The sequence below is a fragment of the Pseudomonas sp. B14(2017) genome (assembly GCF_002113255.1).
Lineage (GTDB): Bacteria > Pseudomonadota > Gammaproteobacteria > Pseudomonadales > Pseudomonadaceae > Aquipseudomonas > Aquipseudomonas putida_Z.
The window spans coordinates 76,136-100,940 of record NZ_NEJY01000020.1 but is presented as its reverse complement, the minus strand read 5'-3'; the positions used below and the strand labels follow the sequence as shown (position 1 = coordinate 100,940).

The 24,805-nt window shown below is 62.9% G+C and carries 26 protein-coding genes, 1 other RNA gene and 1 pseudogene; 20 read left to right on the top strand and 8 right to left on the bottom strand.

Features of this window, described 5'->3' with window-relative positions; all coding sequences use genetic code 11:
• Positions 1 to 133: 133 nt before the first annotated feature.
• Positions 134 to 280: pseudogene (locus CAG34_RS20890) on the top strand (PLP-dependent transferase); the annotation flags it as partial.
• Positions 281 to 464: 184 nt separating this feature from the next.
• On the opposite strand, the gene CAG34_RS20885 reads toward CAG34_RS20890, so the two are convergent.
• Positions 465 to 902, bottom strand: a complete 438-nt coding sequence (locus tag CAG34_RS20885; protein WP_025340565.1) for a YhcB family protein — start codon at positions 900 to 902, stop codon at positions 465 to 467.
• A 135-nt stretch (positions 903 to 1,037) separates the two neighbouring features.
• Here CAG34_RS20885 and CAG34_RS20880 point away from each other — a divergent pair, with 135 nt between their 5' ends.
• From CAG34_RS20880 to zapE, 3 genes are all read left to right on the top strand, one after another.
• Positions 1,038 to 1,673, top strand: a complete 636-nt coding sequence (locus CAG34_RS20880; RefSeq protein ID WP_085592149.1) for an alpha/beta hydrolase — start codon at positions 1,038 to 1,040, stop codon at positions 1,671 to 1,673.
• A gap of 25 nt (positions 1,674 to 1,698) precedes the next feature.
• Positions 1,699 to 3,048 carry a tryptophan--tRNA ligase gene (locus tag CAG34_RS20875; RefSeq protein WP_025340563.1) on the top strand — a complete coding sequence of 450 codons (1,350 nt, stop codon included), beginning with the start codon at positions 1,699 to 1,701 and terminating at the stop codon, positions 3,046 to 3,048.
• A gap of 166 nt (positions 3,049 to 3,214) precedes the next feature.
• Positions 3,215 to 4,309, top strand: a complete 1,095-nt coding sequence (gene zapE / locus CAG34_RS20870; protein WP_025340562.1) for a cell division protein ZapE — start codon at positions 3,215 to 3,217, stop codon at positions 4,307 to 4,309.
• A gap of 116 nt (positions 4,310 to 4,425) precedes the next feature.
• On the opposite strand, the gene CAG34_RS20865 is transcribed toward zapE, so the two are convergent.
• Positions 4,426 to 5,346, bottom strand: coding sequence for a GlxA family transcriptional regulator (locus CAG34_RS20865; protein WP_075047039.1), 921 nt, complete (start codon positions 5,344 to 5,346; stop codon positions 4,426 to 4,428).
• Positions 5,347 to 5,620: 274 nt separating this feature from the next.
• On the bottom strand, positions 5,621 to 6,661 hold the full coding sequence (locus CAG34_RS20860; protein WP_023662822.1) for an NADP(H)-dependent aldo-keto reductase: 1,041 nt from the start codon (positions 6,659 to 6,661) through the stop codon (positions 5,621 to 5,623).
• Between the two features lie 257 nt (positions 6,662 to 6,918).
• On the opposite strand from CAG34_RS20860, the gene rplM reads away from it, so the two are divergent.
• The 7 genes from rplM to CAG34_RS20825 all read left to right on the top strand — a co-directional run bounded on the left by rplM (position 6,919) and on the right by CAG34_RS20825 (position 11,784).
• Positions 6,919 to 7,347 carry a 50S ribosomal protein L13 gene (gene rplM / locus CAG34_RS20855; protein WP_003260798.1) on the top strand — a complete coding sequence of 143 codons (429 nt, stop codon included), beginning with the start codon at positions 6,919 to 6,921 and terminating at the stop codon, positions 7,345 to 7,347.
• 14 nt (positions 7,348 to 7,361) lie between these two features.
• Complete coding sequence (gene rpsI, locus CAG34_RS20850) at positions 7,362 to 7,754, top strand: 30S ribosomal protein S9 (RefSeq protein WP_003260797.1); 393 nt, start codon at positions 7,362 to 7,364, stop codon at positions 7,752 to 7,754.
• A 263-nt stretch (positions 7,755 to 8,017) separates the two neighbouring features.
• The gene (gene petA / locus CAG34_RS20845) at positions 8,018 to 8,611 is read left to right on the top strand and encodes a ubiquinol-cytochrome c reductase iron-sulfur subunit (protein WP_015271723.1); all 594 of its coding nucleotides are present in this window, start codon (positions 8,018 to 8,020) and stop codon (positions 8,609 to 8,611) included.
• Positions 8,611 to 9,822: a cytochrome bc complex cytochrome b subunit gene (locus tag CAG34_RS20840; RefSeq protein WP_025340560.1), complete on the top strand. Its 1,212-nt coding sequence runs from the start codon at positions 8,611 to 8,613 to the stop codon at positions 9,820 to 9,822. Before petA ends, CAG34_RS20840 begins: the two co-directional genes overlap by 1 nt.
• Positions 9,822 to 10,601, top strand: coding sequence for a cytochrome c1 (locus CAG34_RS20835; protein WP_085592147.1), 780 nt, complete (start codon positions 9,822 to 9,824; stop codon positions 10,599 to 10,601). The genes CAG34_RS20840 and CAG34_RS20835 overlap by 1 nt, the downstream gene beginning before the upstream one ends.
• Positions 10,602 to 10,718: 117 nt before the next feature.
• A complete protein-coding gene (locus CAG34_RS20830; protein ID WP_085592145.1) occupies positions 10,719 to 11,342 on the top strand; it encodes a glutathione S-transferase N-terminal domain-containing protein in 624 nt (207 codons plus the stop codon).
• Positions 11,343 to 11,352: 10 nt separating this feature from the next.
• A complete protein-coding gene (locus tag CAG34_RS20825; RefSeq protein WP_085592143.1) occupies positions 11,353 to 11,784 on the top strand; it encodes a ClpXP protease specificity-enhancing factor in 432 nt (143 codons plus the stop codon).
• 51 nt (positions 11,785 to 11,835) lie between these two features.
• On the opposite strand, the gene CAG34_RS20820 is transcribed toward CAG34_RS20825, so the two are convergent.
• From CAG34_RS20820 to CAG34_RS20800, 5 genes are all read right to left on the bottom strand, one after another.
• Positions 11,836 to 12,054, bottom strand: coding sequence for a YgdI/YgdR family lipoprotein (locus CAG34_RS20820; RefSeq protein ID WP_025340556.1), 219 nt, complete (start codon positions 12,052 to 12,054; stop codon positions 11,836 to 11,838).
• A 143-nt stretch (positions 12,055 to 12,197) separates the two neighbouring features.
• Entirely contained in the window at positions 12,198 to 12,776 is a 579-nt protein-coding gene (locus CAG34_RS20815; protein ID WP_015271720.1) for a BON domain-containing protein, read from the bottom strand.
• Complete coding sequence (locus CAG34_RS20810; protein WP_012274070.1) at positions 12,773 to 13,366, bottom strand: phosphoheptose isomerase; 594 nt, start codon at positions 13,364 to 13,366, stop codon at positions 12,773 to 12,775. The genes CAG34_RS20815 and CAG34_RS20810 overlap by 4 nt, the downstream gene beginning before the upstream one ends.
• Before the next feature lie 86 nt (positions 13,367 to 13,452).
• Positions 13,453 to 13,824 carry a YraN family protein gene (locus CAG34_RS20805; protein WP_013974121.1) on the bottom strand — a complete coding sequence of 124 codons (372 nt, stop codon included), beginning with the start codon at positions 13,822 to 13,824 and terminating at the stop codon, positions 13,453 to 13,455.
• Complete coding sequence (locus CAG34_RS20800; RefSeq protein ID WP_085592141.1) at positions 13,824 to 15,641, bottom strand: penicillin-binding protein activator; 1,818 nt, start codon at positions 15,639 to 15,641, stop codon at positions 13,824 to 13,826. Before CAG34_RS20800 ends, CAG34_RS20805 begins: the two co-directional genes overlap by 1 nt.
• 186 nt (positions 15,642 to 15,827) lie before the next feature.
• On the opposite strand from CAG34_RS20800, the gene rsmI reads away from it, so the two are divergent.
• The 9 genes from rsmI to mraY all read left to right on the top strand — a co-directional run bounded on the left by rsmI (position 15,828) and on the right by mraY (position 24,802).
• Positions 15,828 to 16,703 carry a 16S rRNA (cytidine(1402)-2'-O)-methyltransferase gene (gene rsmI, locus CAG34_RS20795; protein ID WP_043935900.1) on the top strand — a complete coding sequence of 292 codons (876 nt, stop codon included), beginning with the start codon at positions 15,828 to 15,830 and terminating at the stop codon, positions 16,701 to 16,703.
• Between the two features lie 67 nt (positions 16,704 to 16,770).
• Positions 16,771 to 17,130, top strand: an RNA gene (gene rnpB / locus CAG34_RS20790) — RNase P RNA component class A.
• A gap of 308 nt (positions 17,131 to 17,438) precedes the next feature.
• Entirely contained in the window at positions 17,439 to 17,894 is a 456-nt protein-coding gene (mraZ, locus tag CAG34_RS20785) for a division/cell wall cluster transcriptional repressor MraZ (RefSeq protein ID WP_004575120.1), read from the top strand.
• Positions 17,891 to 18,838 carry a 16S rRNA (cytosine(1402)-N(4))-methyltransferase RsmH gene (gene rsmH / locus CAG34_RS20780; protein WP_025340553.1) on the top strand — a complete coding sequence of 316 codons (948 nt, stop codon included), beginning with the start codon at positions 17,891 to 17,893 and terminating at the stop codon, positions 18,836 to 18,838. Before mraZ ends, rsmH begins: the two co-directional genes overlap by 4 nt.
• Positions 18,835 to 19,128 (top strand): cell division protein FtsL, encoded by a 294-nt coding sequence (gene ftsL / locus CAG34_RS20775; protein WP_025340552.1) that lies wholly within the window; start codon positions 18,835 to 18,837, stop codon positions 19,126 to 19,128. Before rsmH ends, ftsL begins: the two co-directional genes overlap by 4 nt.
• Positions 19,128 to 20,873: a penicillin-binding protein 2 gene (locus CAG34_RS20770; RefSeq protein WP_178080893.1), complete on the top strand. Its 1,746-nt coding sequence runs from the start codon at positions 19,128 to 19,130 to the stop codon at positions 20,871 to 20,873. The genes ftsL and CAG34_RS20770 overlap by 1 nt, the downstream gene beginning before the upstream one ends.
• Positions 20,873 to 22,360 (top strand): UDP-N-acetylmuramoyl-L-alanyl-D-glutamate--2,6-diaminopimelate ligase, encoded by a 1,488-nt coding sequence (locus CAG34_RS20765; RefSeq protein ID WP_085592191.1) that lies wholly within the window; start codon positions 20,873 to 20,875, stop codon positions 22,358 to 22,360. The genes CAG34_RS20770 and CAG34_RS20765 overlap by 1 nt, the downstream gene beginning before the upstream one ends.
• Entirely contained in the window at positions 22,353 to 23,720 is a 1,368-nt protein-coding gene (gene murF, locus CAG34_RS20760; protein WP_085592136.1) for a UDP-N-acetylmuramoyl-tripeptide--D-alanyl-D-alanine ligase, read from the top strand. The genes CAG34_RS20765 and murF overlap by 8 nt, the downstream gene beginning before the upstream one ends.
• A complete protein-coding gene (gene mraY, locus CAG34_RS20755) occupies positions 23,720 to 24,802 on the top strand; it encodes a phospho-N-acetylmuramoyl-pentapeptide-transferase (protein WP_025340548.1) in 1,083 nt (360 codons plus the stop codon). Before murF ends, mraY begins: the two co-directional genes overlap by 1 nt.
• The last annotated feature ends 3 nt before the right edge of the window (positions 24,803 to 24,805 follow it).

The following is a 24,805-nucleotide window of genomic DNA, read 5'->3' as shown; positions in this document are numbered from 1 at the left end:
ATCAGGGTGTAGGATCATGCCTGGCGATCTGTAAGATCTTGCTGTTTGGGCGCATCAAATCAGGCTGAGCGATATAGTGAGCAACCTGATTCGCTATTCGGGATAGCCGTCGATTGCTCTATACAAACTGGCGCATCCGGCGAGCATGACGCACTCCAGCTATACCGCGAAGGAGCGGGCGCATCACGGGATATCGGAGGGGCTGGTGCGCCTGTCGGCGGGGCTGGAGGATGTGGAGGACCTGCTGGCGGATGTCGAGCGGGCATTGCGGCACCTGTAGGAGCGGCCTTGTGTCGCGAAAGGGGCGCGTAGCGGCCCCAGGATTTCAGCCAGCCTGCAAGATCGCCGGGGCTGCTGCGCAGCCCTTTCGCGACACAAGGCCGCTCCTACAAGGGATCGCGCCCGGGCAGGAAGACATGCCCACAAAAAAGGCCTCTTGCGAGGCCTTTTTCATGTTCGGCAGATCAGCGCTTGAGCCCGTAGCTCTCGTCAAGCATGCCCGGCGAGTTCGGCGCTTTCGGCGCGTAGTCGCGCGGTACTTCGGCAGTGTCCTTCGGCGGGGTCAGGCGGTCACGTGGGCCCTGGCTGCCTTCGGAATGCAGGGCGGCCAGCAGGCGCTGACGGGTCACGTCGTCGAGGGCCAGGGTATTGGCGCCGTCGGCCAGGTGATCCTGGACGTCCTGATAGCTCTGGGTCAGTTTCTTGACCAGCACGGCAGTGCTGTTGAAGTGGGTGACCACTTCGTTCTGGTAGCTGTCGAAACGCTTCTGGATGTCATCCAGCTGACGCTGGGTGCTGCTCGGCGCGGCATTGGGCAGCAGGCGAGCGACGACGAAACCAACCACCACGCCGATGACCAGGGCCAGGGTCGGCAACAACCAAACAAGGAGCGAGAGTTCCACGAGTCCTTCCTCTATAAACGGCTTTGCTTTACGTTAACGGCTCAGACCTGCGCTGTATACCGCGAGCGATCGCAAATCAGAACAGAATTCCTCACCTAGACGAATCGACCCCTCCCGAGGTCACGGAGTAGTGCCTTGCTTGTCCGCGAAACCCCCTTGTTCATCGATGGCCCCAGCGGCCAGCTGGAAGCCTTGTACCTGGACGTGGCCAATGCACGTGGCGCGGTGCTGATCTGCCACCCCAACCCGGTCCAGGGTGGCACCATGCTCAACAAGGTGGTCTCGACCCTGCAACGCACCGCCCGTGATGCCGGCTACGTGACCTTGCGGTTCAACTACCGTGGCGTCGGGCAGAGCGCCGGCACCCATGACATGGGCGCTGGCGAGGTGGCCGATGCCGAGGCCGCTGCGGCCTGGCTGCGCGAGAAGCATCTGGGCCTGCCGCTGGTGCTGATGGGCTTCTCGTTCGGTGGTTTCGTCGCCACCAGCCTGGCCGGCCGCCTGGAGGCCACTGGAGTAGAGCTGCAGCAGCTGTTCATGATCGCCCCGGCGGTCATGCGCCTGACGGCGGATTTCCCGCCGCCACAACGCTGCCCGATCACCGTGGTGCAGCCGGACGCCGACGAAGTCGTCGCGCCGCGGCTGGTTTACGAATGGTCCGACAGCCTGTCGCGCCCCCATGAGCTGCTGAAAGTGGCAGAATGCGGACACTTCTTCCATGGCAAGCTGACCGATCTGAAGGATCTGCTGCTGCCGCGCCTTTCGAACTGAGCCAAGCCTGAATAAGCGAACACCCATGACCACGCGCATTCTTACCGGTATCACCACCACCGGCACTCCGCACCTGGGCAACTACGCCGGCGCCATCCGCCCGGCGATCCGTGCCAGCCAGCAGCCCGGTGTCGACTCGTTCTACTTCCTGGCCGACTACCACGCCCTGATCAAGTGCGACGACCCGCTGCGCATCCAGCGTTCGCGTCTGGAAATCGCCGCCACCTGGCTGGCCGGTGGCCTCGATCCGGACAAGGTGACCTTCTACCGCCAGTCCGATATCCCGGAAATCCCCGAGCTGACCTGGCTGCTGACCTGCGTCAGCGCCAAGGGCCTGCTCAACCGCGCGCACGCCTACAAGGCCTCGGTGGACAAGAACCTGGAAAACGGCGAAGACCCGGATGCCGGCGTGACCATGGGCCTGTACAGCTACCCGGTGCTGATGGCCGCGGACATCCTGATGTTCAACGCCAACAAGGTGCCGGTCGGCCGTGACCAGATCCAGCACGTGGAAATGGCCCGCGACATCGGCCAACGCTTCAACCACCTGTTCGGCCAGGGCAAGGACTTCTTCGCCCTGCCGGAAGCGGTGATCGAGGAGAGCGTGGCGACCTTGCCGGGCCTGGACGGGCGCAAGATGTCCAAGAGCTACGACAACACCATCCCGCTGTTCACCAGCGCCAAGGAGATGAAAGACGCCATCTCGCGCATCGTCACCGACTCGCGTGCGCCTGGCGAAGCGAAAGACCCGGACAACGCTCACCTGTTCACCCTGTTCCAGGCCTTCTCGACGCCGGCGCAGTGCGCCGAGTTCCGTGAAGAGCTGCTGCAGGGCCTGGGCTGGGGCGAGGCCAAGCAGCGCCTGTTCCAGCTGCTGGACGGCCAGTTGGCCGAGAAGCGCGAGTACTACCACCAGCTGATCGCCCGCCCGGCGGACCTGGAAGACATCCTGCTGGCCGGTGCCGCCAAGGCTCGCAAGATCGCCACGCCATTCCTCGAGCAGCTGCGCGAGGCCGTTGGCCTGCGTTCGTTCCGCAGCAGCGTGCAGGCCAGCACCGAAGTGAAGAAGAAGGCCGCCAAGAGCGCGCGTTTCGTCAGCTTCCGCGATGAAGATGGCAGCTTCCGCTTCCGCCTGCTGGCCGCTGACGGCGAACAACTGCTGCTGTCGCGCAGCTTTGCCGACGGCAAGAGCGCCGGCGCCGTGAGCAAGCAGCTGCAGCAAGGTGGCGAGGCGGATGTGCGCGTCGAAGGCCTGGGCTTCGGCCTGTGGCTGAACGGCGAACAGGTTGCCGACGGGCCGCAGTTCGACAGCGCCGAAGCCCGTGATTCGGCCATTGAAAGCCTGCGTGCAGCGCTTGCTCCTCAACCGGACTGAAGATGGTGAAACTGTGGGAGCGGGCGTGCCCGCGAAACAGGCGCCGCGTTGCATGGCACCGGCTTTGCCGGTGTTCGCGGGCACGCCCGCTCCCACAGACTGATTGCCATTAAGCGGGCCTGTCGCTACAGTGACGGCCCGTTTTTTGTTGCCTCGCTAACGAATCATGACGCCCCTAGAACGATATCAAGCAGATCTGAAACGTCCCGACTTCTTCCATGACGCGGCGCAGGAAACTGCGGTGCGTCACCTGCAGCGCCTGTATGACGACCTGGTGCACGCGCAGAACAACAAGCCGGGCGTGTTCGGCAAGCTGTTCGGCAAGAAGGAGCAGACCCCGGTCAAGGGCCTGTACTTCTGGGGTGGGGTAGGGCGCGGCAAGACCTACCTGGTCGATACCTTCTTCGAGGCGCTGCCGTTCAAGCAGAAGATGCGCACGCACTTCCACCGCTTCATGAAGCGTGTGCACGAGGAAATGAAAACCCTCAAGGGCGAGAAGAACCCGCTGACCATCATTGCCAAGCGCTTCAGCGAAGAAGCCAAGGTCATCTGTTTCGACGAGTTCTTCGTATCGGACATTACCGATGCGATGATCCTCGGCACCCTGATGGAAGAGTTGTTCAAGAACGGCGTATCGCTGGTGGCTACTTCCAACATCGTGCCGGACGGCCTGTACAAGGACGGCCTGCAGCGCGCGCGCTTCCTGCCCGCCATCGCCATGATCAAGCAGTACACCGAGGTGGTGAACGTCGACAGCGGGGTCGACTACCGCCTGCGTCACCTGGAGCAGGCCGAGCTGTACCACTACCCGCTCGATGAGGCGGCGCACCAGAGCCTGCGCGCCAGCTTCAAGGCGCTGACCCCTGAATGCACCCAGGCGGTCGAGAACGACGTGCTGATGATCGAGAATCGCCCGATCAATGCCCTGCTTACCTGTGACGACGTGGCCTGGTTCGACTTCCGCGCCCTGTGCGACGGCCCCCGCAGCCAGAACGACTACATCGAACTGGGCAAGATCTTCCATGCCGTGCTGTTGAGCAATGTGGAGCAGATGGGTGTCACCACCGACGACATCGCCCGCCGCTTCATCAACATGGTGGACGAGTTCTACGACCGCAACGTCAAGCTGATCATCTCGGCCGAGGTGGAGCTGAAGGACCTGTATACCGGTGGGCGCCTGGCCTTCGAGTTCCAGCGTACCCTGAGCCGCTTGCTGGAGATGCAGTCGCACGAGTTTCTGGCGCGGGCGCACAAGCCCTGAGAATCCGGGGCCGCTTTGCGGCCCTTTCGCGACACAAGGCCGCTCCTACAGGATTACGCGATGCCCTGTAGGAGCGGCCTTGTGTCGCGATGGGCTGCAAGGCAGCCCCATTGGCCTCAAGCCTCCTGCATGAACTGCTGCCGATACTGGTTCGGCGACAACTCGGTGTGCTGACGGAACAGCCGCGCAAAGAAACTGGCATCGTCATATCCGACCTCATAGCTGATGGTCTTGATGCTCTTGCGCGTACTCGACAACAACCCCTTGGCCGTCTCGATCCGTAGCCGTTGCAGGTAGTGCAGCGGCTTGTCACCCGTCGCGCCCTGGAAGCGGCGCATGAAATTGCGAATGCTCATGCCGTGGTTGCGGGCCACGTCCTCGAAGCGGAACTTGTCGGCGAAGTGTTCCTCCAGCCAGTGCTGGATCTGCAGGATGATCAGGTCCTGGTGCAGCTTCTGCCCGCCAAAGCCCATGCGCCCGGGGGTGTAGTTGCGCTGCACCTCGTAGAGGATGTCGCGGGACACGGCGCGGGCCACGTTGGCGCCACAGAAGCGTTCGATCAGGTAGATGTACAGGTCGCAGGCCGAGGTGGTGCCGCCGGCGCAGTACAGGTTGTCGGCGTCGGTCAGGTGCTTGTCCTGGTTCAGCCGGATCTTCGGGAAGCGTTCGGCAAAGCTGTTGAAGAAGCGCCAGTAGGTGGTCGCTTCCTTGCCGTCGAGCAGGCCGGACTCGGCCAGCCAGAACACACCACTGGCCTCGGCGCACAGCACAGCGCCACGGGCATGCTGTTCACGTAGCCACGGCAGCACCTGTGGATAACGTTGCAGCAGGTTGTCGAAGTCGTCCCAGAAGGCCGGGAGGATGATCACATCGGCGTCGTCCAGGCCGCCTTCGACCGGCAGCTGCACATTGCTGAAGCTGTCCACGGGCTGGCCGTCCGGGCTCACCAGGCGGATCTCGAACATGGGCTGAAGGCCCAGGCCCAGCTGCTTGCTGTAGCGCAAGCTGGCGAGGTGGAAGAAATCCTTGGCCTGCATCAAGGTCGAAGCGAACACCTTGTCAATGGCCAGGATGCTGACGCGCCGCAGCGACGCGGAGGGTTGGGTAAACATCATTGTCATTGTTCTTATAGGGTAGAGTGGTCAATCACCGGCTGGATCGTCTTATTTTTTGGCGATTGTGTCTAGCCTGCTACACCGCGCTGGTTTCTTCGCGGGCTTGCCCGCTCCCACAGGTACCCCGCAGGCCTGAGGGGCAGTGAGGTCCTGTGGGAGCGGGCAAGCCCGCGAAGAACACAACACAGGGTCCGGCTCAAGGCGCCGGGTTCGGTTGCTCCTGGTGAATCGCCTCGATCGCCGCCAGCAGTTCATCACTCAGGCTCAGCTCGAGGCTGGCAAGGTTGCTGTCCAGCTGCTCGAGGCTGGTCGCGCCAATGATGTTGCTGGTCACGAACGGCTGCCGGGTGACGAATGCCAGGGCCATCTGCGCCGGGTCCAGGCCGTGCTCGCGGGCCAGCTGCACATAGCGGCTGCAGGCCGCCACGGTCTGTGGATTGGAGTAGCGGGCAAAGCGGCTGAACAGGGTCAGGCGTGCGTTTTCCGGGCGTGCGCCGTTCTCGTATTTGCCGGAAAGCATGCCGAACGCCAGCGGCGAATAGGCCAGCAGGCCGCACTGCTCGCGGATGGCCACTTCCGCCAGGCCCACCTCGAAGCTGCGGTTGAGCAGGTTGTACGGGTTCTGGATCGACACCGCTCGCGGCCAGCCGCGGCTTTCGGCCAGTTGCAGGAACTTCATGGTGCCCCACGGCGTTTCGTTGGACAGGCCGACGTGGCGGATCTTGCCCGCGCGCACCTGCTCGTCGAGCACTTCGAGGGTTTCTTCCAGCGGGGTGAAGTGGTCCTGTGGCAGGTGCTGGTAGCCCAGCTTGCCGAAGAAGTTGGTGCTGCGCTCGGGCCAGTGCAGCTGGTACAGGTCGATGCGGTCGGTCTGCAGGCGCTTGAGGCTCTCGTCCAGCGCGGCGACGATGTGCTGGCGGTTGTGCTTGAGCTGGCCGTCGCGGATGTGGCTGATGCCGTTGCCGGGGCCGGCGACCTTGCTGGCCAGCACCCAGTCGTCGCGATCGCCATTGGCGCGGAACCAGTTGCCGATGATGCGCTCGGTGGCGGCGTAGGTTTCGGGGCGGGGCGGCACCGGGTACATCTCGGCGGTGTCGATGAAGTTGACCCCGGCGGCCTTGGCCCGGGCAATCTGCTCGAAGGCCTCGGCCTGGACGTTCTGCTCGCCCCAGGTCATGGTGCCCAGGCACAGGGCGCTGACATTGAGGTCGGTACGGCCGAGCTGGCGGTATTCCATCGGGTAGACACTCCTTGACAAAGAAGCCCATCAAAGCAGGTTGAAATTTTTCGCGCAATCTGGATAATTCGGCCCCTCTCCGTGTGGCGGAAGTGATGCACCACCACGCAGGAAGAACCCCGTCGAACATTGGCGTGCCTGACCCGAGCCCCCAAAAGCGTCAGCGTTCGGCTGCGCGCTTGCCCTTGGCAAGCTGTGCACTATCCAGTAAGATTCGCCGTCTATTTTTCGCTGGGCGGCCTCTGAGGCTTTAGAGAATGAAAACTTTTACTGCTAAACCGGAAACAGTAAAGCGCGAGTGGTTCGTAGTCGACGCCGCTGGCCAGACCCTGGGTCGTCTGGCTACCGAAATCGCTAGCCGTCTGCGTGGCAAACACAAACCAGAATACACCCCTCACGTTGACACCGGCGACTACATCGTCGTCATCAACGCCGAGCAGGTTCGTGTGACTGGTGCCAAGTCTTCCGACAAGATGTACTACTCCCACTCCGGTTTCCCGGGCGGTATCAAGGAAATCAACTTCGAGAAGTTGATCGCCAAGGCCCCTGAGCGTGTTATCGAAACTGCGGTCAAAGGCATGCTGCCGAAGAACCCGCTGGGTCGCGACATGTACCGCAAGCTGAAAGTGTACGCGGGTGCTGCTCACCCACACACTGCTCAGCAGCCTCAAGAACTGAAGATCTAACGGGATAGTTCATTATGTCGGCGACTCAAAACTACGGCACTGGCCGTCGCAAGACCGCAACCGCTCGCGTATTCCTGCGTCCGGGTACTGGTAACATTTCCATCAACAACCGTTCTCTGGACGTGTTCTTCGGTCGCGAAACCGCTCGCATGGTTGTTCGTCAGCCGCTCGAGCTGACCGAAACCGTCGAGAAGTTCGACATCTACGTCACCGTTTCCGGTGGTGGTGTCAGCGGTCAAGCCGGTGCGATCCGTCACGGTATCACCCGCGCTCTGATGGAATACGACGAAACCCTGCGTGGCGCTCTGCGTCGTGCTGGCTACGTCACCCGCGACGCTCGTGAAGTTGAGCGTAAGAAAGTGGGTCTGCGTAAAGCGCGTAAGCGTCCTCAGTACTCCAAGCGTTAATACCGCTTCGGCAGTCGAAAAAAGCCCGGTTCCTTGGAACCGGGCTTTTTTTATGTCTTGAACTAACCTGTCAGCATGTCGGTGACGACTTGCCGCATAGACGCAGATCAAGCAAAGCGAGGGTTGTAGCCCGTTCCCCGGGTAATCACCTTGTCAGTGTGTGGATTTGTTTCTTACCATGGCGGCCAATTTTTAGTGCCACAGACATTACCTAAGTACAGGCCAGGTCCAACTGGTCAAGCAAGCTGATGGGAGAGGACTGAATGAGCAATGACGGCGTCAACGCAGGCCGGCGCCGCTTCCTCGTAGCCGCGACATCTGTAGTCGGGGCAGCGGGGGCAGTGGGGGCTGCGGTACCGTTCGTGGGGTCATGGTTTCCCAGTGCCAAGGCGAAAGCCGCGGGTGCACCGGTGAAGGTCAATATCGCCAAGGTCGAGGCCGGGCAGCAGATGGTGGCCGAGTGGCGTGGCCAGCCGGTGTTCATCGTGCGGCGAACGGACGAGATCCTCGGTAACCTGAAAAAGGTCGTCGGTGACCTGGCTGACCCCGAGTCCAAGGCCTCGGTACAGCCCACCTACGTCGACCCGCAGGTTCGTTCGATCAAGCCGGAAATACTCATCCTTGTCGGCCTGTGCACTCACCTGGGCTGCTCGCCCACCTTCCGTCCGGAAGTCGCACCCGCCGACCTTGGCCCGAAATGGGTCGGTGGCTATTTCTGCCCGTGCCACGGCTCCCACTACGACCTGGCCGGCCGCGTCTACAAGTCGCAGCCGGCACCTCTCAACCTGCCCGTGCCACCGCACTCTTACGAGTCGGACGAGATCGTCGTCATCGGCGTTGACCAGGAGAACGCATGATGAGCAAGTTCATGGACTGGATTGATGCTCGCTTCCCCGCCACCAAGATGTGGGAAGACCACCTGAGCAAGTATTACGCGCCCAAGAACTTCAACTTCCTGTACTTCTTCGGCTCCCTGGCGCTGCTGGTGCTGGTCAACCAGATCGTCACCGGTGTGTGGCTGACCATGAGCTTCACGCCCTCGGCGGAAGAGGCGTTCGCCTCTGTCGAGTACATCATGCGTGATGTGGAATACGGCTGGATCCTGCGCTACCTGCACTCCACCGGTGCATCGGCGTTCTTCATCGTGGTCTACCTGCACATGTTCCGCGGCCTGCTCTATGGCTCCTACCAGAAGCCGCGTGAACTGGTGTGGCTGTTCGGCATGCTGATCTACCTGGCGCTGATGGCCGAAGCCTTCATGGGCTACCTGCTGCCGTGGGGCCAGATGTCGTACTGGGGTGCCCAGGTGATCATCTCGCTGTTCGGTGCCATTCCGGTAATCGGTGGCGACCTCACCCAGTGGATCCGCGGTGACTACCTGATCTCGGGTATCACCCTGAACCGCTTCTTCGCCCTGCACGTGGTCGCCCTGCCGATCGTGATTCTCGGCCTGGTGGTGCTGCACATCCTCGCCCTTCACGAAGTGGGTTCGAACAACCCCGATGGCGTCGACATCAAGAAGAAAAAGGACGAGAACGGTATCCCGCTGGATGGTATCCCGTTCCACCCGTACTACACCGTCAAGGACATTGTCGGCGTGGTGGTGTTCCTGTTCGTGTTCTGCGCCGTGGTGTTCTTCTTCCCGGAAATGGGCGGTTACTTCCTGGAGAAACCTAACTTCGAGCAGGCGAACGCCTTCAAGACCCCCGAGCACATTGCGCCTGTGTGGTACTTCACGCCGTTCTACGCGATCCTGCGTGCGGTGCCTGACAAACTGATGGGCGTCATCGCCATGGGTGCGGCCATTGCCGTGTTGTTCGTGCTGCCCTGGCTCGACCGCAGCCCGGTGCGCTCCATGCGCTACAAGGGCTGGATCAGCAAGCTCTTCCTGCTGGTGTTCTGCGTGGCCTTCGTCATCCTCGGCGTGCTGGGCGTACTGGCGCCGACACCTGGGCGTACCTTGCTGTCGCAGGTGTGCACGGTGTTGTACTTCGCCTACTTCCTGCTGATGCCGTTCTACACAAGGCTCGAGAAGACCAAACCGGTTCCGGAAAGGGTGACTGGCTGATGAAAAAGTTGATTGCAGTATTTTTGCTGGCAGTGATGCCTGCCTTTTCCTTCGCGGCCGAAACGGGCCTGGAGCTGGACAAGGTCGACATCGACCTGGGCGACAAGGCCGCCATGCAGGACGGTGCGCGTACCTTTGCCAACTATTGCATGGGTTGCCACAGTGCCAAGTTCCAGCGTTACGAGCGGGTGGCCGATGACCTCGGCATCCCCCACGAGCTGATGCTCGAGAAGCTGGTGTTCACCGGTGCCAAGATCGGTGACCACATGCAGATCGGCATGAAGCCCAGTGACGCCAAGACCTGGTTCGGCGCCGCACCGCCAGACCTGACCCTGGTGGCGCGGGTGCGTGGCACCGACTGGCTGTTCACCTACCTGCGCAGCTTCTATGAGGACCCGTCGCGGCCTTATGGGGTGAACAACAAGGTGTTCCCGAACGTCGGCATGCCAAACGTGCTGGTTGGTCTGCAGGGCAACCAGTACGTCGGCTGCAAACAGGTGCAGACCGTGACCGATGGCAAGAAGCAATTCGACCCGTTGACCGGCGCCCCGATCACCCATGAAGCCTGCGACCAGCTGACCATTACGCCGAATTCCGGTACCCTGACGACCGAGCAGTTCGACGAGAAGGTCAAGAACCTGGTGACCTTCCTGGCCTATTCGGCCAACCCGGTCAAACTGGAAAGCCAGCGCATCGGTACCTACGTGTTGCTGTACCTGGCTTTCTTCTTCGTATTCGCCTACTTGCTCAAGCGTGAATACTGGAAGGACGTGCACTGATCACGCAGTAGTTTCTGGTTGTTGAACGCGCCCGTGGTGGCCTGGCAGATCTGCCAGGTCACCACGGGCGCGTTTTCATTTACAGTTTCACAAGCATCCCGTGCGAGGAGGCGCTACATGGGCGCAACCAACAGGTTAGCCTGCTATTCCGACCCCGCTGATTACTATTCTCATCGGGTACGCCTTGTGCTGGCCGAGAAGGGTATCAGCGTGCAGGTCATCGATGTCGACCCCGGCCGCCTGCCGCCCAAGCTGGCCGAGGTGAACCCTTACGGCAGCGTGCCGACCCTGGTCGACCGTGACCTGGCGCTGTATGAATCGACCGTGGTGATGGAGTACCTCGAGGAGCGTTATCCGCATCCGCCGCTGATGCCGGTGTACCCGGTTGCGCGGGGCAACAGCCGCTTGCTGATGCATCGCATCCAGCGTGACTGGTGCTCCCTGGCCGATACCGTGCTTGACCCGCGCAGCAGCGAGGCTGCCCGAGCCGAAGCGCGCAAGGCGTTGCGTGAGAGCCTGACCGGGGTCTCGCCGTTGTTCGGCGAGTTCGCCTGCTTCATGAGTGAGGAGCAAAGCCTGGTCGATTGTTGTCTACTGCCCATACTCTGGCGTCTGCCGGTGTTGGGTATCGAGTTGCCGCGGCAAGCCAAGCCGCTGCTGGATTACATGGAGCGGCAGTTCGCCCGCGAGCCTTTCCAGGCGAGCCTGTCCTCTGTAGAACGTGAAATGCGCAAGCTTTAAGGAGCCGTTGATGAACTCCAGTCGCCCCTATCTGGTTCGAGCACTGTACGAGTGGATCGTCGACAACGATTGCACGCCCCATATGCTGGTCAATGCCGAATTCCCGGCGGTGCAGGTACCGCAAGGTTTCGCCAGTGATGGCCAGATCGTGTTGAACATCTCGCCAAGTGCCGTGCGCAGCCTGCACATGGACAACGACGCGGTCAGCTTCGAGGGCCGCTTCGGTGGCGTGGCTCACTCGCTGTTCGTGCCGGTTGGCGCCATTCTGGGTATCTATGCCCGCGAAAATGGCCAGGGTATGGTCTTCGAGCTGGAGCCGCCCGTGATGGATGACGATGAGCCGGAAGATGATGATGTGCAGCCGGACGACAATGGCCCGCCAGAAGGTGGTGGCCAGCCGCCACGCCCGACTGGCCGACCAAGCCTGAAAGTGGTCAAGTAACAAAAAAGGCGATCCAACCGGATCGCCTTTTTTGTTACTGCCAGCCCTGGCTTACAGGTCGCTGATGGTGCGTACCTGGTCCTTGTTGATGCGGGTACGCTTGCCGTCGAGTTGCTGGAACTCGTAGAAGCCGGCATCGCGGTCGAATTCCGGTACGTCGACGGCCTGGATTTCACGGCCATCGTTGAGGGTGATCAGGCTTGGTGTGGAGCAGCCGGCCAGGGTGGCGAAAGTGCCGAACAGCAGGGCAGGCAGCAGAAGCTTTTTCATGCGGTGTTTCCTGGATTTCTGAAAAGACAAGGTGTTGTGCTTGCCTGTACCGGCCTCTTCGCGGGCTTGCCCGCTCCCACAGGGATACGCTAAACCCTGTGGGAGCGGGCAAGCCCGCGAAGAGGCCGGTACAGGCTGATGAATCAGTCGATGTACTCGAACAGCTTGACGATCTTCTGCACACCCGAAACGCCCTGTACCACGGCAGTGGCCGAGTTGGCCTCCTGCTGGGTCACCAGGCCGAGCAGGTAGACGATGCCATTCTCGGTAATCACCTTGATGCGCGAGCTGGGCACGGCATTGTCGGTCAGCATCTGGGTCTTGATCTTGGTGGTCAGCCAGGCGTCGTTGTTGCGCGCCAGGATGGAGGAGGGCTGCATCACCTGCAGCTCGTTGTGCACTTTCTTGACCCGCTGTACCTGGCTGGCAGTCTGCTCGGCAAGGCTCTTGAGGTCGGCGCGCGGGGTCTGGCCGGCCAGCAGGACGATGCCGTTGTAGCTGCTGACAACGATGTGCGAACCTTTGTCCAGGTCAGGGCTGGCCTTGGCGATGTTGACCGAGGCCTTGGTTTCGATCAGCGAGTCGTCGATCTTGCTGCCGATGGTGCGCGTGCCGCGATCGTCTTCGATCGGCGAATTGCGGGTAGAGGTCAGTACCGAGCTGCAACCGGTGACGCTCAGGCACAGGGTCAGGGCCATAAGGCCGAGGCGCATAGGGGTCATTCTTCACTCCCGAACAGTTGGCTGTCGATCAGATCACACAGGCAGTGGATCGCCAGCAGGTGGACTTCCTGGATGCGCGCGGTAACCGTCGAAGGTACGCGGATTTCCACGTCTTCGGGCAGCAGCAACGAAGCCATGCCGCCGCCATCGCGACCCGTCAATGCTACGACAATCATTTCGCGGTCATGTGCGGCCTGGATCGCCTGGATCACGTTGGCCGAGTTGCCGCTGGTGGAGATCGCCAGCAGAACGTCACCGGGCTGGCCCAGCGCGCGGATCTGCTTGGAAAAGACTTCGTTGTAGCTGTAGTCGTTGGCGATCGAGGTCAGGGTCGAGCTGTCGGTGGTCAGCGCGATGGCCGGCAGGCTCGGGCGTTCGCGCTCGAAGCGGTTGAGCAGCTCCGAGGAAAAGTGCTGGGCATCGCCGGCCGAGCCGCCGTTGCCGCAGGCGAGCATCTTGCCCTCGTTGAGCAGTGCATTGACCATGACCAGGCTGGCCTGCTCGATGTGCGGTGCCAGGATGTCCATTGCCTGTTGCTTGGTATCGATGCTGGCCTGGAACAGCCGGCGAATTCGGGATTGCATGTCCATCTGGTGACCTTAAGTGGGGCGGTGGCCTTTGCTACGCGCAACAACGACCAGCCCGCGAAACATAGAGCAAAAAAATCGGAGTGGGTTCAGCATTCGAAGGCGTTTTTCAGCCATTGAAGCGGTCTGCCTGCATGGTGGCTGCCCTGCAGGGCGACTACGTCGAAGCGGCAGGGGTGGTTGCCCCAGTGGGGCTCCTTCTGCAGGAACAGGCTGGCGGCGAGCACCAACCGTTTCTGCTTGCGCCCGTCGATACTGCCGAGGGCGCCACCGAAGCCCGCGTGCAACCGGTAGCGGACTTCGACGAATACTACTGTATCGGCGTCGAGCATGACCAGATCAAGCTCACCGCCTTTGCATCGCCAGTTGCGCGCCAGCAGTTGCAGGCCCTGCCCTTGAAGGTATTCAAGGGCCTGGGTTTCCGCTGCCTGCCCGGCGCTGGTGGGCGACGCTGCTGCCATCAGCGAGCGGTGTCAGGCAGGCGCTGGACCTGGCCGCCGACGAACTCGGCCCAAGGCAGCTGGCGCTCGACACGCTGGTTGGCGTTCATGCTCAGGCTGCCCGAAAGGCCCAGTACGCGGTTGTCCGGCAGCGCTTTCAGCTGGCCCAGGCGCGGCGCCAGGCTGTAGGCGTCGACGCCCATGGCATACAGGCGGCCCAGGCTGCCGGCGGCTTGCGGCCATTGCTGCACGACCTGCTGGCGCAGGCTGTTGCTGGTATCGAGCAGCCACGGGGTTTCGCAGAAGCGGATACCGTTCATGTCGTTGTACTGGTTGACGTCACCACTGGCGCTGTACAGGTTCGAGGTGGCGTAGACCGGTACGTCACCGGCGTACTGGAAGTTCAGGGTCGGCTTGATCTGCTGGGCCTGTTGCGGGGTCGAGGCGAGGAAGATGAAGTCGATGTCCTGGCGGCGCGACGGCTGCGCGGCGATGCTGCCGCCTACCGTGCTCTGCAGGCTCTTGGCGCGGCCTTCGCTCTGGCGCAGCTGGAACAGGTCGGCAATCTGCTGGGCCAGTGCGACCGGCTGGGCGATGCGCTCGGCGGCGAGCAGGGTGCCACCGTTGCCTTCCCAGTCCTGGCGGAAGGCGGCAAGCACGCGGTCGCCCCATTCGCCGCTCGGCACCAGGGCCACGGCGCGGACCATGCCATCGGCGCGGGCGCGGCGGGCCACTTCACGGGCTTCGTCTTCGGCAGCCAGGCCGAACTGGAACAGCTGCGGCGGCGCCTTCTGGCCGGCGTCGGCGTAGTTCAGGGCCAGGGTGGTGATCGGCAGTTGTGGCTTGGCAGCCAGTTGCTTGACCAGCGGTTTTTCCAGTGGGCCGATGACCAGCTGTACGCCTGCGGCCTGGGCCTGGCGATAGAAGTCGTCGAGCGAACCGATGCGCGAGCTGTCGAATACCTGCACGGCTGGCGCCTGCTGGCCCGCTTGCTGGGCCTGGAAGTGCGCAGCCATGAAGCCGTCACGCAGGGCGCGGGCAACACCGGCCAGTGGGCCTTCCTGAGGCAGCAGCAGGGCAATCTTGGTCAGCGGCTGGCTGGCCAGTTCCTTGAGCTTGGTCAGTGCCAGCGGCAGTTGCTGGGCAGCCGGGTGGTCCGGGTGCTGTTTGACCCAGGCGTCGATAGCCGCTTGCTGCTGTTCCAGGGTGCCGGCGCTTTTTACCGCGAAGGCCAGGCTGGTCCAGCCGGCCAGGGTCTGGTCGTTGCCAGGCTGCTGCAGTTGCTCTGCCGGCAGCGAGGCGACCAGTGCCCAGATGGCGTCATTGTTGGCGCTGGCGGCCTGGCCGCTGAGCAGCGGGGTCAGCAGCACGCGCTGTTGCGCGGCGGCGAGGGCCTGGCCATCGGCTTCGAGGGCGGCCGCGTGCACGCTGTAGGTGCGCGCTTGCTGTTCTTCCGGCAGTTCGGCGACGCGCTGCAGGCTCGGGTGGGCCAGGGCGGTCAGGGCGGCCTTGGGCTGGTTGCGGCTCATGGCCAGCTCGGCACCGAGGGTGCTGGCGAACACTTGCTGCGCCGGCTTGAGGGTGTCCAGCGGCACCTGCTCGAGGATGCGTGCGGCGCGTGGGAAATCCTTCTGCTTGTAGGCCAGGTCGGCTGCGCTCAGGCGCAGCAGGGCGGCGTCTTCCGCGGACTTGCTGGAAGCAGCCTTCTCGAGCAGTTGCTCGATGCTGGCGTCCGGGGTGCGTGGCAGTTCGCCCAGGCTGGATGAGGGCGAGCTGGCGCAGGCTGCCAGCAAGGCAGCAAGGCAGAGGGCTGTGAACAGCCGCAGGCAAGCGATCATGTAAAGGTCCTGTTACTCGATCAAGGTGGCCGGCAATTGTACCCAAGCGCTGGCCGGGGCGCGATGTTGCCGTGTCGATCCTTCACTATAGGAGGCCTGCCATCGGTCGTCGGCGAAGTTCTTTGCGCCCTGTTGCAGGCGCTCGGGCTACAATGGCGCCTTTGATCCGAACGACAGGTGTGCGCAGTGACTGATGTGGCAGGGGCTTCGAAATCCACCGTGGGGACGCTGTATGTGGTCGCGACCCCCATCGGCAACCTCGACGACATGAGCGCCCGGGCGCTGAAGGTGCTGGCGGACGTGGCCCTGATCGCGGCGGAAGATACCCGTCATTCGATCCGCCTGCTGCAGCACTTCGGCATCGACACGCCGCTGGCGGCCTGCCATGAGCACAACGAGCGTGACGAGGGCGGGCGTTTTCTCACCAAGCTGCTGGCGGGCGAGAATGTGGCGTTGGTCTCCGATGCCGGCACGCCGCTGATTTCCGATCCGGGGTACCACCTGGTGCGCCAGGCGCGGGCTGCGGGTGTGAACGTGGTGCCGGTGCCGGGTGCCTGCGCTCTGATCGCCGCGCTGTCGGCGGCCGGCCTGCCTTCGGACCGCTTCATCTTCGAAGGCTTCCTGCCGGCCAAGGCAGCGGGGCGCCGGGCGCGCCTGGAGCAGGTAAAGGAAGAGCCGCGCACGCTGATCTTCTATGAGGCCCCGCACCGTATCCTGGAATGCCTAGAGGACATGGAGGCGGTGTTCGGTGGCGAGCGCCCGGCGCTTTTGGCGCGCGAGCTGACCAAGACCTTCGAGACCCTCAAGGGCCTGCCCCTGGCCGAGCTGCGCGCGTTCGTTGCCGGCGACAGCAACCAGCAGCGCGGTGAGTGCGTGGTGCTGGTCGGTGGCTGGAGTGCGCCGGAGGGCGAGCAGGCGATCAGTGCCGAGGCGCAGCGGGTGCTCGACCTGCTGCTGGCCGAGTTGCCACTCAAGCGGGCGGCGGCACTGGCCGCGGAAATTACCGGGGTGCGCAAGAACCTGCTGTATCAACTGGCCCTGGAAAAACAGAAAGCCGAGTAGTGGCAAATTGATATAGATGTCGGTATTGCTTGTTCTCGGGCGCGCGTGCCGTTAATCTTGGCGGCGGAGAGTCGATCGGACAGTCGCTGCCTGCTTTTGTTCCGCAACAGCAGGGGGAGGAAAGTCCGGGCTCCATAGGGCAGAGTGCCAGGTAACGCCTGGGAGGCGCGAGCCTACGGAAAGTGCCACAGAAAATAACCGCCTAAGCACTTCGGTGCCGGTAAGGGTGAAAAGGTGCGGTAAGAGCGCACCGCACGGCTGGCAACAGTTCGTGGCTAGGTAAACCCCACTCGGAGCAAGACCAAATAGGGTTCCATCAGGCGTGGCCCGCGTCGGAACCGGGTAGGTTGCTAGAGGCGTCCAGCGATGGCCGTCGTAGAGGAATGACTGTCCTCGACAAAACCCGGCTTACAGATCGACTCTCCACCTTTCCCTCCCTGCTTTATTCGATAGCAGATGCCCTCTGGTAATACCGAAAAAATCTTACTCTTAATAAATCACTTTAACTTCGAACTCCATTCGCCTGCGTGGGTTTGATTTTTCTCGTGTTTTTTTCTCCTCGGTAGTCCTTCCGCATTCCTTTATTGCGCTAAATCTCGGTCCTGTAAGGCTTTTCCTTCCGAACGTGCCTTGACGGTGCTGCGGGCGGATTCCTATAGTGTGCGCAAGTGGCAGAAAGTGGGATGAAGTGGGTTTTCTGGCACAAAAAAGCTAACATTGTGGGGAATCGCAGCCGTGTTCCGCGGAGCCAACGCCGTCAGCCTCGATGCCAAGGGCCGTCTCGCCATGCCGAGTCGGTACCGTGACGAGCTCGATTCGCGTTGCAATGGTCAACTGATCGTGACCATCGACGCCGTTGACCCCTGCTTGTGTGTTTATCCCCTCGATGAGTGGGAACAGATAGAAGCCAAGTTGCGTGCCTTGCCATCGTTGCGTGAGGAAAACCGCCGCCTGCAGCGTTTGCTGATCGGTAATGCGGTTGACCTGGAGCTCGATGGCAGCGGGCGTTTCCTGGTACCGCCCCGTCTGCGTGAGTACGCCAAGCTCGACAAGAAGGCGATGCTGGTGGGGCAACTGAACAAATTCCAGCTGTGGGATGAAGATGCCTGGAACGCGGTTTCGGCAGCCGACCTTGCAGCTATTCAACAACCGGGCGCCATGCCCGACGAATTGCGTGACCTGATCCTGTGACCATAGATAGCGGCTTCAACCACATTACCGTCCTGCTCGACGAAGCTGTCGAGGCATTGGCCCTGCGCGCCGACGGTTGCTATCTGGACGGCACTTTCGGCCGTGGCGGGCACAGCCGGCTGATTCTCAGCAAGCTCGGGCCGCAAGGGCGGCTGCTGGGTTTCGACAAAGATCCACAGGCGATTGCCACGGGGCAAGCGCTGGCGGCCGAAGACGGCCGCTTTGTCATTGTGCAGCGCAGCTTTGCCGAGCTGGGCGCGGAAGTGGCCGAGCGCGGCCTGGATGGCAAGGTCAGCGGCGTATTGCTGGACCTGGGCGTTTCCTCGCCGCAGCTGGATGACCCCGAGCGTGGCTTCAGCTTCCTCAATGATGGCCCGCTGGACATGCGCATGAACCCGGACCAGGGCATCAGCGCCGCCGAGTTCATCGCCACTGCGCCGGTGGAAGAGATCGCCCGCGTATTCAAGGAATACGGCGAGGAGCGCTTTGCCGGGCGCATGGCGCGTGCTGTGGTGGAGCGCCGCGAAAAGCAGCCGTTCACCCGTACCGCCGACCTGGCGGAAGTGCTCAAGGTGGCCAACCCGGCATGGGAAAAGGGCAAGAACCCGGCTACCCGTGCCTTCCAGGGCCTGCGCATTCACGTCAACAACGAACTGGGCGACCTTGAGACCGGTCTTGAGGCAGCGCTCGAAGCGCTGGAAGTTGGCGGGCGCCTGGCAGTCATCAGTTTCCACTCGCTGGAAGACCGTATCGTCAAGCTGTTCATGCGCAAGCTGGTCAAGGGCGAGGCTGACAACCTGCCACGCAACCTGCCGGTTCAGCACAAGGCCTTCGAGCCGAAAATCAAGCTCATCGGCAAGGCCCAGTTCGCCTCCGAAGCCGAGCTCAAGGCCAACCCGCGGGCGCGCAGCGCCGTGATGCGGGTGGCGGAGAAGCTGCGGTGAGCAGGCTGTTTGCCAAACCCTTGCCAGGCGGAAGCTTCCTGATGCTTCTGCTGTTCGTTGCCGTGCTGATTTCGGCCATCGCCGTGTCCTACAGCGCGCACTGGAACCGTCAGTTGCTCAACACCCTGTACGGCGAGTTGAACGAACGCGACAAGGCCCAGGCCGAGTGGGGCCGGCTGATCCTCGAGCAAAGCACCTGGACCGCCGCCAGCCGCATCGAAAACCTGGCTTCCGAGCAACTGAAGATGCGCGTACCTTCGGCTGACGAAGTACGGATGGTGGCGCCATGATGAAGCTCGAAGGCGCACTCTACCCATGGCGCTTCCGCGTGGTGATCGGCTTGCTGGCGCTGATGGTCGGTGCCATCTGCTGGCGCATCATCGACCTGCAGGTGGTCGACCGTGACTTCCTCAAGGGCCAGGGCGATGCGCGCAGCCTGCGTCACATCCCTATCCCGGCTCACCGCGGCCTGATCACCGACCGTAACGGTGAACCGCTGGCGGTCAGTACCCCGGTCACCACCCTGTGGGCCAACCCCAAGGAAATGCAGGCCTCCAAGGACCGCTGGCCACAGCTGGCGGCAGCGCTGGGGCAAAACCCGCAGCAGCTGACCGAGCGCCTGACCCAGCAGGCCAGCAAAGAGTTCATCTATCTGGTCCGCGGCCTTACCCCGGAGCAGGGCCAGCATGTACTCGACCTGAAAGTGCCGGGTGTGTACGGCCTGGAAGAATTCCGCCGCTTCTACCCGGCCGGTGATGTCACCGCGCACATGGTCGGCTTCACCGACCTCGACGACCACGGTCGCGAAGGGGTGGAACTGGCCTATGACGAGTGGCTGGCCGGCGTACCCGGCAAGCGGCAGGTGATCAAGGACCGGCGCGGCCGGCTGATCAAGGACATCCAGGTAACCAAGAACGCCAAGGCCGGGAAGACCTTGGCGTTGTCGATAGACCTGCGCCTGCAGTACCTGGCCACCCGCGAGCTGCGCAACGCCATTGCCGAACAGGACGCCAAGGCCGGCAGCCTGGTGATCATGGACGTCAAGACCGGTGAGGTCCTGGCCATGGTCAACCAGCCGACCTACAACCCCAACAACCGCCGCAGCATGTTCCCGGCCGCCATGCGTAACCGCGCGATCATCGACGTGTTCGAGCCGGGCTCCACGGTCAAGCCGATCTCCATGAGCGCGGCACTGGAAAGTGGCCGCTGGAAGCCGACCGACAAGGTCGAGGTGTACCCGGGCAGCCTGCAGATCGGCCGCTACACCATCAAGGACGTGTCCAGGAGCGAGGGCCCGATCCTCGACCTGACCGGCATCCTGATCAACTCCAGTAACGTTGGCATGAGCAAGATCGCCTTCGACATCGGCGGCGAGGCCATCTACCGGGTCATGTCCCAGGTCGGCCTGGGTCAGTACACCGGCCTTGGCTTCCCCGGCGAACGCGTCGGCAACCTGCCCAACCACCGCGAGTGGCGCAAGGCAGAGACCGCGACCCTGTCCTATGGCTATGGCGTGTCGGTCACCGCCCTGCAGCTGGTGCATGCCTACGCGGCGCTGGCCAACGACGGCAAGATGGTGCCGCTGTCGATCCTCAAGGTCGACAAGGCCCCGGAAGCCGTGCAGGCCATTCCGAAGGAAACCGCCGAAACCGTCCAGGGCATGCTGCAGCAGGTGATCGAAGCACCGCGCGGCGTGTTCCGCGCACAGGTGCCGTTCTACCACGTGGCCGGCAAGTCCGGTACCGCGCGTAAAGCCACCGTGGGCTCCAAGGGCTACACCGAAAACGCCTACCGCTCGCTGTTCGCCGGCTTCGGGCCGATGAGCGACCCGCGCTACGCCATCGTCGTGGTCATCGACGAACCGGGCAAGGGCGGCTACTTCGGTGGCCTGGTATCGGCGCCGGTGTTCAGCAAGGTCATGTCCGGCACCCTGCGCCTGATGAACGTGCCGCCAGACAACCTGCCGCCACCAGCAGCACCCGTCGAACAATCGCAAGTCAATGCAGCAGCAACCGCCAAGGGAGGGCGTGGATGATGACAATGCCATTGAGCAAGCTTTTCGCTCACGCCAGCCGTGACCCGCTGATCCGTGAACTGACCCTGGACAGCCGCAATGTGCGCCCGGGCGATCTGTTCCTGGCCGTGCCGGGCGCCAAGGTCGATGGCCGCGCGCATATCGCCGATGCCCTGGCGCGTGGCGCTGCCGCCGTGGCCTATGAAGAGCAGGGCGCGAACGTCCTGCCAATCACCGACGCGCCGCTCATCCCGGTCAAGGGCCTGATCGCCCAGCTTTCGGATATCGCAGGGCGCTTCTATGGCGAACCGAGCCGCCAGCTGAACCTGGTGGGCGTGACCGGTACCAACGGCAAGACCAGCGTCACCCAGCTGGTGGCCCAGGCGCTGGACTTGCTTGGTCAGCGTTGCGGCCTGATCGGCACCCTGGGTACCGGCTTCTATGGTGAGCTGCAGAGTGGCCGCCTGACCACGCCCGACCCGATCGCCGTGCAGTCGACCCTCAACGATCTCAAGAAAGGTGGCGCCAAGGCCGTGGCCATGGAGGTTTCCTCCCACGCCCTGGAGCAGGGCCGGGTCGCCGCGCTGGAATTCGATATCGCGGTCATGACCAACCTGTCCCGCGACCACCTGGACTACCACGGCAGCATGGAGGCCTACGAGGCCGCCAAGGCCAAGCTGTTCGCCTGGCCGAGCCTGCGCTGCCAGGTGGTCAACCTGGATGACGATTTCGGCCGTCGCCTGGCCGCCGATTTTGCGCGCCGCCCGAGTGTCGACCATATCGAGACCCGGTTGCTCAGCTACAGCCTGGAGAAGCCGGAGGCCTCGCTGTTCTGCCGCGAAGCCGTGTTCAATGACGATGGCGTGCGCGCCACCCTGGTCACCGCCCAGGGCGAACGTACCCTGCGCAGCCAGTTGCTGGGCCGCTTCAACCTGAGCAACATGCTAGCCGCCGTGGCGACCCTGTTGGCGCTGGACTATGCGCTGGACGAAATCCTCGAGGTCACCCCACAGCTGCAGGGGCCGATCGGCCGCATGCAGCGCCTGGGCGGGGGCGACAAGCCGCTGGTGGTGGTCGACTACGCACACACCCCGGACGCCCTGGAGAAAGTGCTCGAAGCCCTGCGCCCGCACGCGCACGGCAAGCTGCTGTGCCTGTTCGGCTGCGGCGGCGACCGAGACCGCGGCAAGCGTCCGCTGATGGCCGAAGTGGCCGAACGCCTGGCCGACCGAGTGCTGGTCACCGACGACAACCCGCGTACTGAAGACCCGCTGCGCATTTTCGATGACATCCGTCCCGGTTTCGCCAGTCCTGCCGAGGTCGAGTTCGTTGCCGGTCGTGGCGAAGCCATCGCACACCTGATCGCCACTGCCGCTGCCGACGATGTGATCGTGCTGGCCGGCAAGGGGCACGAGGATTACCAGGAGATCAATGGCGAGCGCCATGATTTCTCCGATTTGATCGAGGCCGAAAAGGCACTTGCAGCCTGGGAGGCTCCACATGCTTAAGCCGATGTCACTCAGCCAGCTGACCACAGCACTGAGTGGTCAACAAGTCGGTGCCGACGCCACCTTCACCGGCGTCAGCATCGACAGCCGCAGTGTTGGCGCCGGGCAACTGTTCGTCGCCCTGGCCGGCCCGCGCTTCGATGGCCACGACTACCTGGCCGATGTGAAGGCCAAGGGCGCTGTCGCGGCCCTGGTCGAGCGTGAAGTGGCCGATGTCGACCTGCCGCAGCTGCTGGTCGCCGATTGCCGCCTGGCCCTCGGCCAGCTTGGCGCGCTGAACCGTGCTGCCTTCGACAAGCCGGTGGTGGCCATCACCGGTTCCAGCGGCAAGACCACGGTCAAGGAGATGCTCGCCAGCATCCTGCGCACCCGTGGCCTGGTGCACGCCACCCGCGGCAACCTGAACAACGACCTCGGCGCGCCGCTGACCCTGCTGGAGATCGCCCCCGAGCACAGTGCCGCGGTAATCGAACTGGGCGCCTCGCGCATTGGCGAGATCCGCTACACCGTCGGCCTGACCCGGCCCCAGGTGGTCATCATCAACAACGCTGGTACCGCCCACGTTGGCGAGTTCGGCGGCCCGGAAAAGATCGTCGAAGCCAAGGGCGAGATCCTCGAAGGCCTGGGCGAGGGCGGTATCGCCATCCTCAACCTGGACGACAAGGCCTTTGATATCTGGAAGGCACGCGCCGGCGCGCACAAGGTCTTCAGCTTCGCCCGCAGCAATGCAAAGGCCGATTTCCATGCCACGGACATCGGTCGTGATGCCCGTGGTTGCCCGTCGTTCAAGCTGCACGGCGCTGGTGATGTGGTAGACGTGCAACTCAATGTGCTCGGTGAGCACAACGTCAGCAATGCCCTGGCCGCCGCCGCCGCTGCCCATGCCGTTGGTCTGAGCCTGAGCGGCATCGCCGCCGGCCTGGCTGCCGTGCAGCCGGTCAAGGGCCGTACCGTGGCGCAGATCGCGCCGAACGGTGTGCGCGTGATCGACGACAGTTACAACGCAAATCCCACCTCCATGTGCGCGGCCATTGATATACTCGCCGGCTTTTCCGGACGCACCGTCCTGGTGCTTGGAGATATCGGCGAACTGGGGCAATGGGCGGAAGAAGGCCACCGTCAGGTGGGTGACTACGCGCGTGGCAAGGTCGACGCCCTGTACGCAGTGGGTTCCAACATGACACACGCGGTCAAGGCGTTCGGCGCCAATGGCCGCCATTTCGCTACTCAAGCTGAGCTGATCGACGCGGTTGGCGCCGAGAATGCCAGCGACACCACTATCTTGATCAAGGGCTCGCGCAGCGCTGCGATGGAAAACGTCGTGGCGGCATTGTGCGGTGCCAGCGGGGAGAAACATTAATGCTGCTGCTGTTGGCCGAGTATCTGCAACAGTTCCACAAAGGCTTCGCGGTCTTCCAGTACCTGTCCCTGCGCGGGATTCTGGGTGTGCTGACCGCGTTGTCCCTGGCGCTGTGGCTGGGGCCGTGGATGATCCGTACCCTGCAAATCCGCCAGATCGGCCAGGCCGTGCGTAACGACGGCCCGCAATCGCACCTGTCCAAGTCCGGCACCCCGACCATGGGTGGGGCGCTGATCCTGTCCGCGATCGCCGTCAGCACCTTGCTGTGGGCCGACCTGACCAACCGCTACGTGTGGGTGGTGCTGATCGTTACCCTGGCATTCGGTGCCATCGGCTGGGTCGATGACTACCGCAAGGTGATCGAAAAGAACTCGCGTGGCCTGCCAAGCCGCTGGAAGTACTTCTGGCAGTCGGTGTTCGGCCTGGCTGCAGCCATCTTCCTGTACAAGACCGCGCCGACCAGCGTCGAAACCACGCTGATCCTGCCGTTCATCAAGGATGTCACCATTCCACTGGGCATCGGCTTCGTCGTGCTGACCTACTTCGTCATTGTCGGTTCGAGCAACGCGGTCAACCTCACCGACGGCCTCGACGGCCTGGCGATCATGCCGACGGTGATGGTCGGCGGTGCCCTGGGCATCTTCTGCTACCTGTCGGGCAACGTGAAGTTCGCCGAATACCTGCTGATCCCCTACGTGCCGGGCTCGGGCGAGCTGATCGTGTTCTGCGGCGCGCTGATCGGTGCCGGCCTGGGCTTCCTGTGGTTCAACACCTACCCGGCGCAGGTATTCATGGGTGACGTCGGCGCGCTGGCGCTGGGCGCCGCGCTGGGCACCATCGCCGTGATCGTCCGCCAGGAAATCGTGCTGTTCATCATGGGCGGCGTGTTCGTCATGGAAACCCTGTCGGTGGTGATCCAGGTTGCCTCCTTCAAGCTGACCGGCAAGCGCGTGTTCCGCATGGCGCCGATCCACCACCACTTTGAACTCAAGGGCTGGCCAGAGCCACGGGTGATCGTCCGCTTCTGGATCATCACCGTGATCCTGGTGCTGGTCGGCCTTGCAACCCTGAAACTGAGGTAGATG